The following is a 14,695-nucleotide window of genomic DNA, read 5'->3' on the forward strand; positions in this document are numbered from 1 at the left end:
TATCATTTTCAATGAAGTCTAAGAGCCTCGCGCTTTACGTTCTTTGATTTAGCGCTTCTTAACATCACTCTTTCTGGGATTTCCATATTGAAATTCAATTTGGGAATTCGTTATTTCCCCCAGCCTTTTAATTTTGACAATCACCTTAAGAATCTGATTTAAAACAATATTATTTCTGGTTCATATTTTGCTCTACTTCGTTAAACGGAATGTTGGAGGGACACGATATGACTTATAGAGCGGAAGTAGACGGATTAAGGGCGATTGCTGTCACGTTAGTGATTTTGTTTCATGCAGGAGTTGAGCAGTTCGCTGGTGGCTTTATTGGCGTCGACGTATTTTTTGTTATCAGTGGCTATTTGATCACCACCATCGTGATTAACGATTTGGAAAACCAGAAGTTCAACCTCGGTGATTTTTATGAGCGACGCATTCGCCGCATACTTCCCCTGCTACTGGTGGTGATTGCCGTAAGCTATTTGATGTCTTGGTGGCTATTTTTGCCACAAGCACACAAAGACGTTGGTCAGTTCGCAGTGTCTTCTATTCTTTCTTCATCCAACATTCTTCTGTATTTAAAAGGCCACAATTACTTCGGTTTAGAAGATCAAGCCAATCCGCTGTTTCACACTTGGAGCTTGGGCGTTGAAGAACAATACTACATTGTCATTCCTTTGCTACTCATGCTACTCGCTCGTGGCAAAAACGCGTTTTACCTGACTTTTTTCATCGCGGTATTTGCGCTGAGTTTGATGACTATTGTCTATGCGAGCAACGATCCTGATTTCGCCTTCTACATGATCTTCTCTCGTGCTTGGGAGCTGGCAACCGGTTCATTACTCGCCTTAGTAATGAGAAAAGCTCAAGTTCAATCCAACGATACGCTGGCAACCATTGGCATCGTTTTGATATTGGCTTCCGCGCTTTTGTTTGAAAAATCGCAAGATGGCGCGGGCATTACGCTGCTGGTGCCGGTCATCGGTAGCGCGTTGGTGATTTTGTTTGCCTCTAAAGACAATGTCTGCGGTAGATTACTGAGCCTAAAATGGGTCGTGTTCGTCGGCTTAATCAGCTACAGCTTGTACTTGTGGCATATTCCGCTATTTGTGTTTTACCGCTACATGCTGGACGCAACTCAAGACGTCAATATCTCGCTTTACATTGCCGCTCTTTTTGTACTGTCTTACTTCACTTGGCGCTTTGTGGAAAAGCCGTTCCGCAGCCGAAAAGCCATGAGCATGCGCACTGTGTCTGCGGTTGTTGTGTTGCTGACGCTGCCCTTGCTGACGTTCGGCGTTATTGGTCATCAAAACGGTGGTTTTCCAGAAAGAAGTGCATTTTTCGAGGCCATGCGCGTTAACAACGGTTACGGTTTAGATTGCAACGGCAACACCGACGTTAACGATGTGTGCTCGTCTGCGCCGCAGCCCACCATCGCTGTGTTAGGTAATAGCCACAGCATGGTTTACGTAAAGCGTCTGTCCGAAGTAACACCAACTGGCGTGGTGCAACTTACTCAAGATTCCTGTGCAGTCGGTTATGTCGACATCCTCGAAGCTGCTGGCTCAATTTCTTGCCGACAGTTCTTCAAACAGGCAGTCGATACCATTTTGCGTACCCCTTCTATTCGTCGCGTCGTTATCTCTTCCAACTTCAATAAAGAGCTTTCACAAGCAGATTATGAGGCATCATTGACTGGTTTGTTAAATGAACTGGAAGGGAAAGAAGTGGTCGTTTTCGGCCCAACCCCTTCTGCACCGTTTGCGGTGGGTGAATGCCTTTGGAAAGCGCGTTTGTTTGGCGAGACGGAAGAGTCCGCATGCGATTTCTCTCCCAAGCGACATCACCCTCAAAACGTGGCGAAGTTAGTGAACTACTTTGATCAATTTGAGCACGTTGAGTTTGTCGACTTGACCGATGCCATTTGCAGAAATGGCGTATGTCGAATGAAAGTTGGTGCGAACAACGCCATGTATACCGATGACAGCCATTTATCTTACAAAGGTGCTGAGTTGGTGCTTGGGCATTACCACAGCAGTGCGAATGAAGCGCAACAGTTCACTTACGACCGACAATAACCAAGAGAATAAACTTTTATGCTTCAGCGCTTATCTCAGGTAAGCGCTGAATATTTTAAAGCGAGGAAAGCCAGCGCGTTTATTTGAAAATGCGTGGGTCAAACGCGAAATCGAGCTTTTCGGCTTTCTTGATGATCTCTTTCATTTTGGGATGATTTGGGTTCACCACGTAGTTTTTATCACGAGGTGAAATCGTTGAAGGCACTTGCAGCGCGGCAAACTCAGGATGAGGATCATTGAGAAACTGGTCACCTATGTACTGTGTAGACTCGCTCGCCGGTATTGCTCGCCACGTCACAGGGAGATCTTCTTCATCTAAGGTGGCGATGAGATATTCGGGCATCTCAATACGATATAAATCGTACAGTTTGGTGATAGCTGGATCGTTATTTACGTGAACAAACACTTCCAACGAGCAAAGGGATTCCGATTCAGAGAAGTAGAGGGCTTCGGTTCCTTTTGAGTTCCATCGCCCTCCAAACAACTTTGCGCCAACGGGGCTGAATGGCGTGTCAGCAAATTTCTTTTGTGTGAGACGATAGAGCTTCATATTACGAGAACACCCCGTGCTCTAAACGGCCGATCAAATCTTTTACGATTTCAAAATCCACTGTGGTCGAGACCATGTCTAGCGGCCTTTTTCCACCTAAGCCGTACACATTCTCTCTCATCCATTTTAACGCGCGCTCTTCGTCGTCAAACAACTCTGTCGCGAGTTTCAATAACATCGCTAATCGATAGATTGCATCACTCTCTTGAGTATTAAAACGCTCATCATTTTTAAGACGACGCTTAATTGTACTAACAGGAATCAGTGTCACATGTTGGAATTCACTTTGAGAAAGCTTTACTCGATCAACAATGTTCCGGTATACCTTGGGCTCAAAGCCTTTGTGAACCGCATCAATACGACCCGTTTCAGCATCTTCAATACCTAGCATAAGCCAGAAATTGGCTTTATGAGATTGTTTCGGCTTAAAGCTTTTTAATGCTGCAGTTGCCATATCAAGCTCCTATGGTTCATATGGTCTAGTTATTATGGTTCAAATGAGCTCAACTTTCAATCAAAGTAACAATCAAAGTAAAAAGACAGGTAAAGAAAAAGGCGAGCTTTGCGCCCGCCTCTCTTACTTATTCATCAACTTTGTTTACGCATCTACCGATTTGCATCGTTTCACTTACTACAAGTCAAAACGGTCGGCGTTCATGACTTTCGTCCATGCAGCGATGAAATCGTGGATGAATTTTTCCTGATTATCATCTTGCGCATACACTTCCGCGTACGAACGTAGAATCGAGTTTGAGCCAAAGACAAGATCCACTCGAGTCGCCGTCCATTTCACTTGGTCTGTTTTACGATCACGGATTTCGTACTGATTAGCACTTACCGGTTGCCACATATATGACATGTCAGTAAGGTTCACGAAGAAATCATTCGACAAAGTGCCGACTCGGTCAGTAAATACGCCCTCTTTTCCACCGCCGTAGTTACTGCCTAAAACGCGCATACCACCGATAAGTACCGTCATTTCTGGCGCCGTTAGCCCCATAAGCTGAGCACGATCTAATAAAAGCTCTTCCGGCTTAACCGCGTAGTCTTTCTTCAACCAATTTCGGAAACCGTCAGCAACAGGCTCAAGAACTTCGAACGATTCAACATCCGTCATCTCTTGAGTGGCATCACCTCGGCCTGGCGCGAATGGTACGGAAACATCATGACCTGCGGCACGCGCAGCCAGTTCAATACCTACATTACCAGCAAGCACGATAGCGTCAGCAACACTACAGCCCTCTTCTGCTGCTATTTTTTCTAGCACAGCAAGAACACGACTTAGACGCTCTGGCTCGTTTCCTTGCCAATCTTTTTGCGGAGCCAAACGAATTCTCGCACCATTTGCGCCGCCTCGGCGATCAGAGCCACGGTAAGTACGCGCACTATCCCACGCCGTACTTACTAGCTCACTAATGGATAGGCCACTTGCTTCGATTTTTGTTTTCACTAAATCGACATCGTAGTCTGTCTTACCTGCAGGGGTTGGGTCTTGCCAAATAAGATCTTCGCTTGGCACATCAGGTCCGAAATAACATGATTTTGGTCCTAGATCGCGGTGTGTCAACTTAAACCAGGCACGAGCAAAAACGTCATCAAAGTACGCTGGGTCATTTTGGAACTTTTCTGCAATCTTGCGATATTCAGGGTCCATTTTGAGCGCCATATCGGCGTCAGTCATGATTGGATTGTAGCGCTTAGAACCGTCTTCAACATCGACAGGCTTGTCTTCTTCTTCAATGTCGATTGGCTCCCACTGCCACGCACCTGCTGGGCTCTTCTTCAGTTCCCAATCGTACTTAAATAGTAGGTGGAAGTATCCGTAGTCCCATTGTGTAGGGTGTGTCGTCCAAGCACCTTCAATACCGCTCGTTACCGTGTCACGTCCAATACCACGTATTTTGTGGTTAATCCAGCCAAGACCTTGTTCATGAACGTCTGCGGCTTCGGGCTCTGGACCAAGGTTTGCGGCATCACCATTACCATGACACTTACCGACCGTGTGACCACCCGCTGTGAGCGCGACAGTTTCTTCATCGTTCATTGCCATTCGCGCAAAGGTCACACGCATGTCATGTGCTGTTTTGAGAGGATCTGGGTTCCCGTCCACCCCTTCTGGGTTCACGTAGATAAGCCCCATCATTACTGCGGCAAGTGGATTTTCTAAATCTCGCTCACCAGAATAGCGGCTGTTATCAGCGTCACTTGTGGCTAACCATTCTTGCTCGGAACCCCAGTAGGTGTCTTTTTCGGGATGCCAAATGTCTTCTCGCCCAAAGCCAAAACCAAAGGTCTTAAAGCCCATGGATTCATACGCCATGTTACCGGCAAGGACAATCAGATCGGCCCAACTTAATTTGTTGCCATATTTTTTCTTGATGGGCCATAAAAGGCGGCGAGCCTTATCGAGGTTTGCGTTATCTGGCCAAGAGTTAAGAGGAGCAAAACGCTGGTTGCCTGTCGCAGCGCCGCCACGTCCATCCGCGATACGATAACTACCCGCGGCGTGCCATGCCATTCGGATCATTAAACCGCCGTAATGTCCCCAGTCGGCAGGCCACCAGTCTTGGCTATCAGTCATTAAGTCTTTTAAGTCTTTTTTAAGTGCTTCGACATCTAGCTTTTTCAGTTCTTCTTTGTAATTAAAGTCCTGGCCAAATGGGTTGGTTTTGGAGTCGTGTTGATGCAGGATGTCTAAGTTTAAGGCATTCGGCCACCAATCCATCACCGACTTATCTGTAGATGTTTGCCCACCATGCATAACTGGACATTTACCTACCGAACCGCCGTTTGTGTTGCTCATATAATGCTCCTTCGTATCGTGGTTGTGGTAACCACTCTTTGTTATTCAACAAATCTAATATCCACCTCAAACAGCGTAGTTCATACACTGAATTTTTAGTTAACGCCAAGTCAAAATTTCCATATCTCGGCTAATAAATAATTGTTATCAAACATGTACCTATATGCAGAAAATATGGATAGAGATCAGTTTAAGTCCATACCTGAATACTTGATTCCAGACAGCCTCGCCATGTTGTGATCCCAGGTCGCTAAATCATGGCGACTAAATTCATTCAGAGCGTGGTGACCACATGCCCTTGCCATAACTTGCATGAGCTCGACCGAGGATTCGAAGAAATTTTTCAGTTGCTGAGATGATTTTTCGATATCGAGACGCTGCCTCAAATCGGCATTTTGCGTTGCGATCCCCGCAGGGCAATTATTGGTGTTACAAATCCGGGCCGCGACGCAACCGATCGATTGCATCGCACTGTTGGCTATCGCCACTCCGTCTGCCCCAAGTGCCAACGCTTTGACAAAATCCATAGGAACTCGCAACCCACCAGTGATGATTAATGTGACGCGGTCACTTGCGCCTTTTTCATCTAAGTACTTACGCGCACGAGCTAGCGCAGGAATGGTTGGCACGCTAATATGATCACGGAACATAGTTGGCGCCGCGCCCGTGCCACCACCGCGACCATCTAAGATGATGTAATCGGCACCCGCATCGAGCGCAAATTGTATGTCTTGCTCAATATGGTTTGCACTGAGTTTAAAGCCAATTGGAATGCCGCCAGTGATGCCACGGACTCTGTCAGCAAACTTTCTGAAATCGTGAGTAGTATGAAGGTCTTTAAATGTTGGCGGTGAGATTGCTGGTTGGCCTTCGGGGATACCTCTCACCTGAGAGATCTTACCCACATTTTTATTTGCTGGAAGATGACCACCCGTGCCTGTTTTGGCGCCCTGCCCACCTTTAAAATGAAAAGCCTGAACATTAAGAAGCTTAGATTCATCGTAGCCAAACTGAGCACTGGCAAGCTCATAGAAATACCGCGAATTTGCAGCTTGTTCTTCAGGTAACATCCCCCCTTCACCGGAGCAAATCCCAGTCCCTGCCAACTCAGCACCTTTTGCTAGCGCAATTTTCGCCTCTTCCGAAAGTGCGCCAAAACTCATGTCCGACACCAACAAAGGAATAGCGAGCTTGAGCGGCTTACGCGCGTTTGGCCCCACAATCAACTCGGTAGACACGGGAACGTCTTCTAACAACGGTTGTGTCGCCATTTGCGCCACCATGATTTGTATAGCATCCCAATGTGGTAGCAAATGCCTAGGAACCCCCATTGCAGCCATCGGACCATGATGACCGAGTTTAGAGAGCCCTTCTCTCGCTAATTGGTGGATAAACTCTAGGGTTGGTTCTTCTTGAGTAGCGGACGCAGTCGGTTTGTCACTTTTCTCTCGTTTTTTCTCAGGGCCTTCTTTGCCGACTTGCTCAGAAGAAAAACGCTTATGTGTTCCATCACAAAATGGGGCATTAGAGGTATGCTTGCACTGGCAGAGATACGCTTCTTCATCTTTTTCCGCAGTAAAGCTCATTGGCTTTAAGCCTGTTCCCGAATGCGACCCATCGCAATAAGGTTGATTTTTAGAACGTCCACATCGGCAAAAGTAATATTCTTGCCCTTCGGTTAGATTCACTTTAATCGGCTTATTATCGGCGATGATTGGCTTGTTCATGTTGCCCCCTGTTTATTATTGTTAACCACGCTTTCTCGCTGGCTTGCAATAAGCGTAGAACAGGAGCGGAAAGAGCGTCAGCGAAACCAGAGTAAAATACGCGATTGTCGCTTGCCTCACCTATACTCTTTATGGGTCTCATACACGTGGAGGCTATATGACGATTGCAACCCGATTAGATGAATATTTGACTGAGCATAACATTCACTTTCAAACCGTGAATCACAGTCACAGTCATAGCTCGCTACAAAGTGGTGTTGCCGCAGGTGTGCCTTTAATGAATATCGCAAAAGGCGTCATTCTTGAGGATCATGAAGGGCATCATATGATGGCGGTCTTACCTGCCAACAACAAAATCAGTTTGTCGAGATTAAACGATGAATTTAACGCTACTTTCCACTTGGTGAAAGAGCGTATGGTTTACCGACTCTTCACTGATTGTGAGCACGGCGCAATTCCACCGATTGGTAGTCCTTACCACATGTCGACCGTTTGTGATGAAAGATTAGCAAACTTGGAACATGTCTATCTTGAAGCCGGCGATCATGAAACTCTGATTAAGCTAGATAGAAAGGCATTTAAAGAGCTAATGAACGACTGCAAATACTTAAGATTCAGCAGTGAAGTTCTGCATTAAACTTCCAAAAATCTGTCGACATTTCGTGAAAAAGGCTCTTTCAAAAAGAGCCTTTCTTTTTCTATTGGCGGTGCATGTCGGAAGCTTCTCGGCTTTTAGTAATCCGCAATTTAGAACGCATAGAAACCAAAAAAACCGCCCGTTTGGGCGTTTTTTTTTCAATCCAACCACTATCGAACAAAAATCTTTTGAATCGCTTTTATCGCCATAGCTCTGCGACGCATTAATGCCCCCGTCCTTGGTAGCCATTTCGGCGTGTGGAGTACGGTTTTCGCGTGGCTAAAGGTTCTGAATCCTTCCACTCCGTGATAATGACCAATGCCTGATTCACCAACGCCACCGAAAGGCGCATCCTCAGCGCCAACGTGTAATACCGTGTCGTTAATGCCGACGCCGCCACTGTGTGTGTTGCGTACAATATGTCTGATGGTCGATTTGTTGTCCGACATAACATACAGCGCAAGAGGTCGCTGGTGCTGATTAATGTAGTCAATCGCTTCGTCTATCGCTTTGTAAGGCTTGATGGGTAGAAATGGCCCAAATATTTCCTCTTGCATGATGCGCATATCTGTCGACACGTCTGTGATCAAATGAGGATACAAAAGCCTTTCCTGTTGAGGTGACGCTTCAACAGTATGGATGCTTGCGCCCTGAGCTTTGGCGTCCTCAAGTAGCGCAGTCAAACGATCATACTGTCGTTGATTAATAATATGGGTCAGCTTTTGATTCTTGTTGGATTTCAAATAGAGTTTTTCAAAACGTTTTAAGAACAGCGCAATGAACTCTTCGACGCGTTCTTGTGGTACAAACGCGTAATCTGGCGCGACACAAATCTGACCGGCATTGATGCATTTACCAAACAAAATCGCATCAACGGTTTTCTTCATGTCTGCATCTTCTGCAATGATCACCGGAGATTTTCCACCCAGTTCTAACGTCACTGGAGTCAGGTTTTCAGCCGCTGCTTTTGCCACAGCGCGACCAACATTTGTCGAGCCAGTAAACAAAAGATGATCGAATGGCAGTTGGCTGAATGATCGTGCAACGTCCGCTTCACCTTCAAATACTTCGACATATTCAGACAACTCGCGACAAATATTGACGATGACTTTATTGGTTTTGGGCGTAAATTCGCTGAGCTTCATCATCACACGGTTACCTGCGGCCAAAGCAGTAACTAAAGGCGCAAGGCTCAAAATGACAGGAAAATTCCACGGCGAAATGATCCCGACCACGCCGAGTGGCTGATACTGAACAGTCACTTTCGACGGAGCAAGCAACAGACCGGATTCACGCTTACTTGGTTTGCACCACTTTTTTAGCTGCTTGATGGTGTAATTGATGTGCGAGACCGTCGGCAAAACGTCGGTCATGGCGGTATCAAATTCGGAACGATAACCAAAATCGTCACTCAGCGCTTCCACCAATGCTTGTTTATTCGCTATCAGAGCTTGTTTTAGCAAGACAAGGCGCTGCTTACGCTCATCCAAACTAGGATAAGGTTCGGCGGCATACGCCGCTTTTAAGCGATCAAGGCTTTGTTGTAACAGGTTGTCCACTTCAACCTCTGCGATTGCGTTCATGATGCTTCTCCTAACCTAGTTTCAACCAATGACGCTCCAAATTAACACGAGCGCAACAATGTTACTATTGTAGCGTTCGCGAAATTAGAGTTCGAACTCTGATTAAAATATCAGTGGGTTTGGAGCTAAGTCAGACGCAACTCATAAATGCCGAGCCGTTGAGAGCGGTCAAGCGTCTCGAACTCGTGATCAATGTATTCTTTTAATGTAGCACCAGCACGCTCAGCAATATTGATGCTGGCAATGTTGTCTTCCATACAGTGGAATTGGATGAATTGCGCGTGCCCTTTCTGCTTCAAAAAAGGAATCAACACCGCGAGTACTTGGTCGATCACTCGGTGTCCTCGCCCATTGTTGGCAAGCCAATAGCCAATCTCAGTGACGCGTGTGTGCGAATCCACACCTTTAATGCCAATAACACCCGTAAACTGCCCATCAAAATAAATAGCGCACCAGTGGGCATCTAACGCTTTGCTGTTCACGCGCTGAGAGATGTATTTCACCGCTTCTCTGCGGTTGGTCACAAAGTCCGTCCAAGGCAAATAGCCAGAGAGGCTGTTTCGATACGTGTTCACCACTTCCAGTAAAACAGTCGCGTGTTTGGTGGTGAGAGGCTCAATTGAGACCCTTTCTGAAACAGAAAAACTGGCCTGCATGCTATTTCCTTGATACGCCTTTTGGCACATGACCTCATCCATCCACATTATCCCTTTTTCAGTAAACACTACTCACAAATCCTACCGCCTCATTGCGTTGAGAACAAACTTCCATATTCGTTATGTCAAACGTGCTTAAAAGGATGGCGTTCTCGTCTAGTCTGTTTGTTCAATCAACGTAAATGGCGTCAACGATTCCACATCCACGTAATGCCTCCACACATGTTCGTAAAGGTGGTGTTGATTTGCAAACGGGGCTAGTCGCTTTGCTTCTTCAAGCGTACACCAACAATACTCTGTGTGTTCTTCGTTAAGTACAACCGATTGGTTAGGTGGACAAAATAATACGAAGCATGGAATAACCATGATGCGGTTATTTTTTGCTTCGTAGAACTGTTCTAGAAAGTCTGCAGTATGTAACTCAACATCGTCAATTTGCGTCTCTTCTTTCAGTTCTCTGAGAATAGTTTGCCATCCGGTTTCACCGGCCTCTACACCACCAGCAACATGGCACCAATAACCACCATTAACACGTTTGAGCAACAGTATTTTATCGACGCCATCAATTTTAGAAATGACAACGCCAGAAGTATGCGTAGCTTGTACTGGGATCATGTATGCTCCTTAAATATCTAGATATTTCCTAGATGCGCTCCATGCGCGAATGAAAGATAGGGTTGCTTGAGAACCCATAGTCTACTGCTTATTCTCACTCTCGGCAGATGTGTTTAAATATCACGGATCATTTTGTGAGCTGAGTATGCTAAAGTGCGATCTGTCGCAACAAATGAGCAGTAAAATGTCTAATTCATTCAACACTCTGGTTCCCATTGGTGTGCGCTTTATGGTGCTCTCCGCATTCGGTTTCGCGCTAATGTCTGCCACAGTAAAGCATGTCAGTCTTCATGGTATCCCTGTATTTGAGATTGTTGCAGCGAGGGCACTCGTCTCACTTGTTATCAGCTATTTAGATGTTAAGCGAAAACGAATTTCTGTATGGGGCAATAATAAGCCATTACTGTTTGCGCGTGGCGCAGTGGGCACCATGGCATTGATGTGCGTATATTATTCGGTGACTACCTTACCTTTGGCAGAAGCGACCATCTTCCAATACATTCACCCAGTATTTACTGCGCTCCTAGCCGTCTTTTTCTTGAAGGAACGCATTCAACCATCGACGTTCCTTTGCATTGCCTTGTGCTTACTCGGCATCTATATAATGGTAAGTCCAGAAACAGGACAAGAAGCAGAGCGCACTTTACCTATGTTTAGCGTAATGATTGCAATCTTGGGCGCATTTGGTAGCTCAATTGCTTATGTCATTGTTAGAAAACTTAGCCAAACTGAAGATAGTTCAGTGATCATTTTCTATTTCCCTCTGGTTGCTCTACCCGCTTCACTCTTACTGATTGGCGATGATTTTGTTATGCCCGACCTGTATCTGACTTTCATGTTGGTTTTGGTTGGTGTATTTACCCAAGTTGGGCAATTGGGATTAACCAAAGCAATGCAAACTCAGCAAGCGGGCAAAGCGTCTGCTTACTCGTATATTCAGATCGTATTTTCTGTGTTGTTAGGCATCATTTTCTTCGGCGAAATCCCGCTCATCTGGACGTACATCGGTGGTGCACTAATTGTAGCGGGCGCACTCATTAACGTATTTGGCCACCATTTGCGATTGCCATTCGTTAAGCGCAGCGCTTAACCCTTCAGCCCCAAAGCGAGACAACACTAAAACGTAAAAAGCCAGAGTCGACTCTGGCTTTCTTTTTATGTTTAACCTGACGTTAAGCGGATAATTTTAATCCAGCGATACCGGCAACAATAAGCAGTAAACTCAGCAATTTTATCAGCGTCGCGGGCTCGTCAAATATGTAGATACTGACGATTGCCGTTCCAATCGCTCCTATACCTACCCAAACGCCGTAAGCGATACCGAGTGGTAGCGTCCTTAATGCAATTCCAAGTAACCAAAAGCTCAACACCATAAACGTAACGGTAAAGCCAGATGCCGCCAATTTGGTAAAACCTTGTGAGTATTTTAGTCCGACAGCCCATGCCACTTCGCATAAGCCAGCAATGAAGAGAATTCCCCAAGCCATGTCATATTTCCCAACGAGATGGGGTCGTCCCCGAGAAAAGATAGAGCGGTGAGGTCGTCCTCACTTCTTTGTGACTCGCTATTATATACAGAAAATTGAACGTAAAAAAATAAGGCCCTGATATTTCAGGGCCTCTTTACATAAAAATCGCTAGGGCTTAGCGATGATGAATACGGTACCATCCGTCAACGTAAAGCTAACCTCACTGGTTTTCTTTCCGATACCGGATAAACTGCACTCGTTATCGTTATCACACGGCGTATTTGAAATAACATTCCACACGCCATTCATCAAGCCAGAACCAGTAATAATCGCCGTCCACGTTTTACCATTGTTGATTGATTGTGTAGTAACTTCATCAGATGTTGGTGGCGCTTCTTGTCCTACATAACTTGCTTCCACATTCAAGTTACTGTAACTGCTGTAAGCGTACACGCCAATGTGCCACGTTCCTTCATTCGGAGAAGTAATACTACATGCTTCATTACTGTTGCTACTGTATGAGCGACAATCGTAGCTGGTTAAACTTGGTTCACTTCCCAGCTTAACGTAAAGATCCGCATCGCCGTTTGCTCCCGATGTGGTAACAGTAAAATCTGAACTGTTGGTAGGCACATCAATCGTAAAACAATGCCACTCACCAGTAGATGAAGAGTCTATGTTGCTGGAAACACCATTGTTTAGGGCGATAGCTTCACACGTGCTAGACGGTGGCTCGACGACTCCGCCATCAACTGAAACACCGACCTGAGCAAAAGCGTCGGCTACATCATTCGCCGCCACGTTTAAGCTTTGGGCGGCCGCCAATACACCCGCAGCTGCAGAGTCAAACGTTTCGCTTGGCGTCCAGTAGTTCTGGTTAGCGTACGCAAAAACCTCGAACGCTTGTCGCGTTCCCCAATTGTACTCAACCGCCAATAGATAAAACGCTTTGTTAAACACACCACTTGAATAATGCACATCCATGCCACTCACATACTGAGACGCGTGATCAATTGAACGACCATCAAGGGGCGGATTATCCATGTAGCGCAGCGCCGCATTGGCAGCCTTTCTAATATCGTACCCAACTTTCCAGTCGTTAGAACCACGTGAATAGAATTCAGCCGCCTCACCTGCCATATCTGAGAAAGCCTCATTGATTCCGCCAGATTGCTCTGAATAAATCAGATCAGAGTTTTGTTCTGTAAATCCATGGCTAACTTCGTGCGCTGAGACATCTAAACTCACTAAAGGATAGAAATAACTCGCACCGTCGCCAAAAGTCATACTCGAGCCATTCCAAAAGGCGTTTTCATAGCGTTTGCGGTAATGCACTCGCATTTGAAGCTGAAACGTTAAGGGAGCAGTATTCAGCCAATCTTTGTACATGTCGTACACCACTTTGCCAAAGTAATGCGCATCATTTAACGGGCTGTACGCTCCATTAATTTCTTTAACACTATTGGTTGGACAAACGAACGTATGTGTATTAGCAGACGTCCTACCATTCAAGTTGATGGTTTTGACCACGCCAGGAATATCCATCAAACACGTATCACCAGATTGCTGGACTAATAGAGACTCAAAGTCCACACCATAATGATAACGACCAATTTTTTGGTTTCCTCCCGGACCATTCGCTTCTACGTGCGCTAACCCTCCATATTGCAGCAAAATGTTTCCTGTTTTAGCATCAACAAGAAAGGTGGGACGCGTAGGCTTACCACCATGCTCATTATCAGCAAAAAACTGGACAATATAAGCTAAGTGCGCCACGTCACTTTTATCGACATAAATACGCAAACCTTGGCGCTGATTCTCTATTTGGTATCCGTTTTCACGGTACGGCTTTTGCGTTGAAGACATTACTTGAGAAAGCGACAATCTAGGCACCATATCATTGATATCTCGGGCAATATCCTTTACAAGAGTGCCGTTGATATGCTTGATTTGGCCCTGTTTATCACGATGTACGACAATTTGCTTGCCCCAAATCGGGACGCCTTTAAACATCTGCTGATAACGACTATGCGTACCGCCGTTTTTACCTTGGTTGGTTTTCAACTTTTGTACACGATTTCCATTTTGTAAACCTAACACACGATCTATATTTTGTGTGGCTGCAAGGTTGCGTTTTTCTAAAGCAACAACAAGACCATGGTTTTGCTCTAACCGTTCGGACTGAGCGGCGGATAAAGGTGTTGAAAAAAGAAGTGGTGAAGCAAGCATTGCCGTGACAAATAGCCTGCTCTGATAGCTTGATACTGAACCCATCGGTTAGCCCCCTATTTTGCATCAATAGCAAAGCCAAACTGACCAGTTCTTATTTGTTTGTTTCTCACCCGAAAGTGAAGTCAAACTTATCGTAATCATCCCGCTCATTGATTTTAGCACACACAATCATACAGCTTATGTTTTAGTGCCATTTCATCTATTAAAAGCGACACCGTTTTTTAACAATTTGCATATAACCTTTTGGTGTTGAAAGTGTTGCGTTTATTGCACAAATCACACAAAAACTAATTGAACATGTAAATATGAAAACGTTTGTGTGATTGATATCGCTTAAAACAATTA

At 45.5% G+C, this 14,695-nt stretch carries 12 protein-coding genes; 3 read left to right on the plus strand and 9 right to left on the minus strand.

What is annotated here, in order from left to right:
• The first annotated feature begins 227 nt into the window (after positions 1-227).
• Positions 228-2,078: an acyltransferase family protein gene (locus FKN16_RS00540; protein ID WP_170901736.1), complete on the plus strand. Its 1,851-nt coding sequence runs from the start codon at positions 228-230 to the stop codon at positions 2,076-2,078.
• Between the two features lie 79 nt (positions 2,079-2,157).
• Here FKN16_RS00540 and FKN16_RS00545 read toward each other — a convergent pair whose 3' ends face one another.
• The 4 genes from FKN16_RS00545 to FKN16_RS00560 all read right to left on the minus strand — a co-directional run bounded on the left by FKN16_RS00545 (position 2,158) and on the right by FKN16_RS00560 (position 7,158).
• The gene (locus FKN16_RS00545) at positions 2,158-2,628 is read right to left on the minus strand and encodes an RES family NAD+ phosphorylase (RefSeq protein ID WP_005376497.1); all 471 of its coding nucleotides are present in this window, start codon (positions 2,626-2,628) and stop codon (positions 2,158-2,160) included.
• 1 nt (position 2,629) lies between these two features.
• The gene (locus FKN16_RS00550) at positions 2,630-3,082 is read right to left on the minus strand and encodes an antitoxin Xre/MbcA/ParS toxin-binding domain-containing protein (protein ID WP_006742299.1); all 453 of its coding nucleotides are present in this window, start codon (positions 3,080-3,082) and stop codon (positions 2,630-2,632) included.
• Positions 3,083-3,259: 177 nt separating this feature from the next.
• Entirely contained in the window at positions 3,260-5,431 is a 2,172-nt protein-coding gene (gene katG / locus FKN16_RS00555) for a catalase/peroxidase HPI (protein ID WP_170901737.1), read from the minus strand.
• Between the two features lie 185 nt (positions 5,432-5,616).
• Positions 5,617-7,158 carry a glutamate synthase-related protein gene (locus tag FKN16_RS00560; RefSeq protein WP_170901738.1) on the minus strand — a complete coding sequence of 514 codons (1,542 nt, stop codon included), beginning with the start codon at positions 7,156-7,158 and terminating at the stop codon, positions 5,617-5,619.
• Positions 7,159-7,315: 157 nt separating this feature from the next.
• Between FKN16_RS00560 and FKN16_RS00565 the strand changes: the two genes are divergently transcribed.
• Positions 7,316-7,795, plus strand: a complete 480-nt coding sequence (locus FKN16_RS00565; protein WP_006742302.1) for a YbaK/EbsC family protein — start codon at positions 7,316-7,318, stop codon at positions 7,793-7,795.
• 170 nt (positions 7,796-7,965) lie between these two features.
• Here FKN16_RS00565 and FKN16_RS00570 read toward each other — a convergent pair whose 3' ends face one another.
• From FKN16_RS00570 to FKN16_RS00580, 3 genes are all read right to left on the minus strand, one after another.
• Positions 7,966-9,378, minus strand: coding sequence for a coniferyl aldehyde dehydrogenase (locus FKN16_RS00570; protein ID WP_170901739.1), 1,413 nt, complete (start codon positions 9,376-9,378; stop codon positions 7,966-7,968).
• Positions 9,379-9,503: 125 nt separating this feature from the next.
• Positions 9,504-10,076 (minus strand): GNAT family protein, encoded by a 573-nt coding sequence (locus FKN16_RS00575; protein ID WP_170902003.1) that lies wholly within the window; start codon positions 10,074-10,076, stop codon positions 9,504-9,506.
• A 114-nt stretch (positions 10,077-10,190) separates the two neighbouring features.
• Positions 10,191-10,649 (minus strand): NUDIX domain-containing protein, encoded by a 459-nt coding sequence (locus FKN16_RS00580; RefSeq protein ID WP_170901740.1) that lies wholly within the window; start codon positions 10,647-10,649, stop codon positions 10,191-10,193.
• Positions 10,650-10,833: 184 nt separating this feature from the next.
• On the opposite strand from FKN16_RS00580, the gene FKN16_RS00585 reads away from it, so the two are divergent.
• The gene (locus FKN16_RS00585; RefSeq protein WP_005395238.1) at positions 10,834-11,739 is read left to right on the plus strand and encodes a DMT family transporter; all 906 of its coding nucleotides are present in this window, start codon (positions 10,834-10,836) and stop codon (positions 11,737-11,739) included.
• Between the two features lie 82 nt (positions 11,740-11,821).
• Here FKN16_RS00585 and FKN16_RS00590 read toward each other — a convergent pair whose 3' ends face one another.
• Positions 11,822-12,136, minus strand: a complete 315-nt coding sequence (locus FKN16_RS00590; protein WP_170901741.1) for a multidrug efflux SMR transporter — start codon at positions 12,134-12,136, stop codon at positions 11,822-11,824.
• A gap of 150 nt (positions 12,137-12,286) precedes the next feature.
• Positions 12,287-14,392, minus strand: a complete 2,106-nt coding sequence (locus tag FKN16_RS00595) for a M4 family metallopeptidase (protein WP_170901742.1) — start codon at positions 14,390-14,392, stop codon at positions 12,287-12,289.
• Positions 14,393-14,695 lie beyond the last annotated feature (303 nt).

This window comes from Vibrio sp. 11-4(1) (assembly GCF_013048625.1).
Taxonomy (GTDB): domain Bacteria; phylum Pseudomonadota; class Gammaproteobacteria; order Enterobacterales; family Vibrionaceae; genus Vibrio; species Vibrio diabolicus.

What these genes read in the sequence shown, in the direction of transcription:
- FKN16_RS00545 (WP_005376497.1), bottom strand. Translation starts at nt 2,628, where the DNA reads ATGAAGCTCTATCGTCTCACACAAAAGAAATTTGCTGACACGCCATTC.
- FKN16_RS00595 (WP_170901742.1), bottom strand. Translation starts at nt 14,392, where the DNA reads ATGGGTTCAGTATCAAGCTATCAGAGCAGGCTATTTGTCACGGCAATG.
- FKN16_RS00540 (WP_170901736.1), top strand. Translation starts at nt 228, where the DNA reads ATGACTTATAGAGCGGAAGTAGACGGATTAAGGGCGATTGCTGTCACG.
- FKN16_RS00550 (WP_006742299.1), bottom strand. Translation starts at nt 3,082, where the DNA reads ATGGCAACTGCAGCATTAAAAAGCTTTAAGCCGAAACAATCTCATAAA.
- FKN16_RS00585 (WP_005395238.1), top strand. Translation starts at nt 10,834, where the DNA reads ATGTCTAATTCATTCAACACTCTGGTTCCCATTGGTGTGCGCTTTATG.
- FKN16_RS00560 (WP_170901738.1), bottom strand. Translation starts at nt 7,158, where the DNA reads ATGAACAAGCCAATCATCGCCGATAATAAGCCGATTAAAGTGAATCTA.
- FKN16_RS00565 (WP_006742302.1), top strand. Translation starts at nt 7,316, where the DNA reads ATGACGATTGCAACCCGATTAGATGAATATTTGACTGAGCATAACATT.
- FKN16_RS00580 (WP_170901740.1), bottom strand. Translation starts at nt 10,649, where the DNA reads ATGATCCCAGTACAAGCTACGCATACTTCTGGCGTTGTCATTTCTAAA.
- FKN16_RS00575 (WP_170902003.1), bottom strand. Translation starts at nt 10,076, where the DNA reads ATGGATGAGGTCATGTGCCAAAAGGCGTATCAAGGAAATAGCATGCAG.
- FKN16_RS00590 (WP_170901741.1), bottom strand. Translation starts at nt 12,136, where the DNA reads ATGGCTTGGGGAATTCTCTTCATTGCTGGCTTATGCGAAGTGGCATGG.
- katG (WP_170901737.1), bottom strand. Translation starts at nt 5,431, where the DNA reads ATGAGCAACACAAACGGCGGTTCGGTAGGTAAATGTCCAGTTATGCAT.
- FKN16_RS00570 (WP_170901739.1), bottom strand. Translation starts at nt 9,378, where the DNA reads ATGAACGCAATCGCAGAGGTTGAAGTGGACAACCTGTTACAACAAAGC.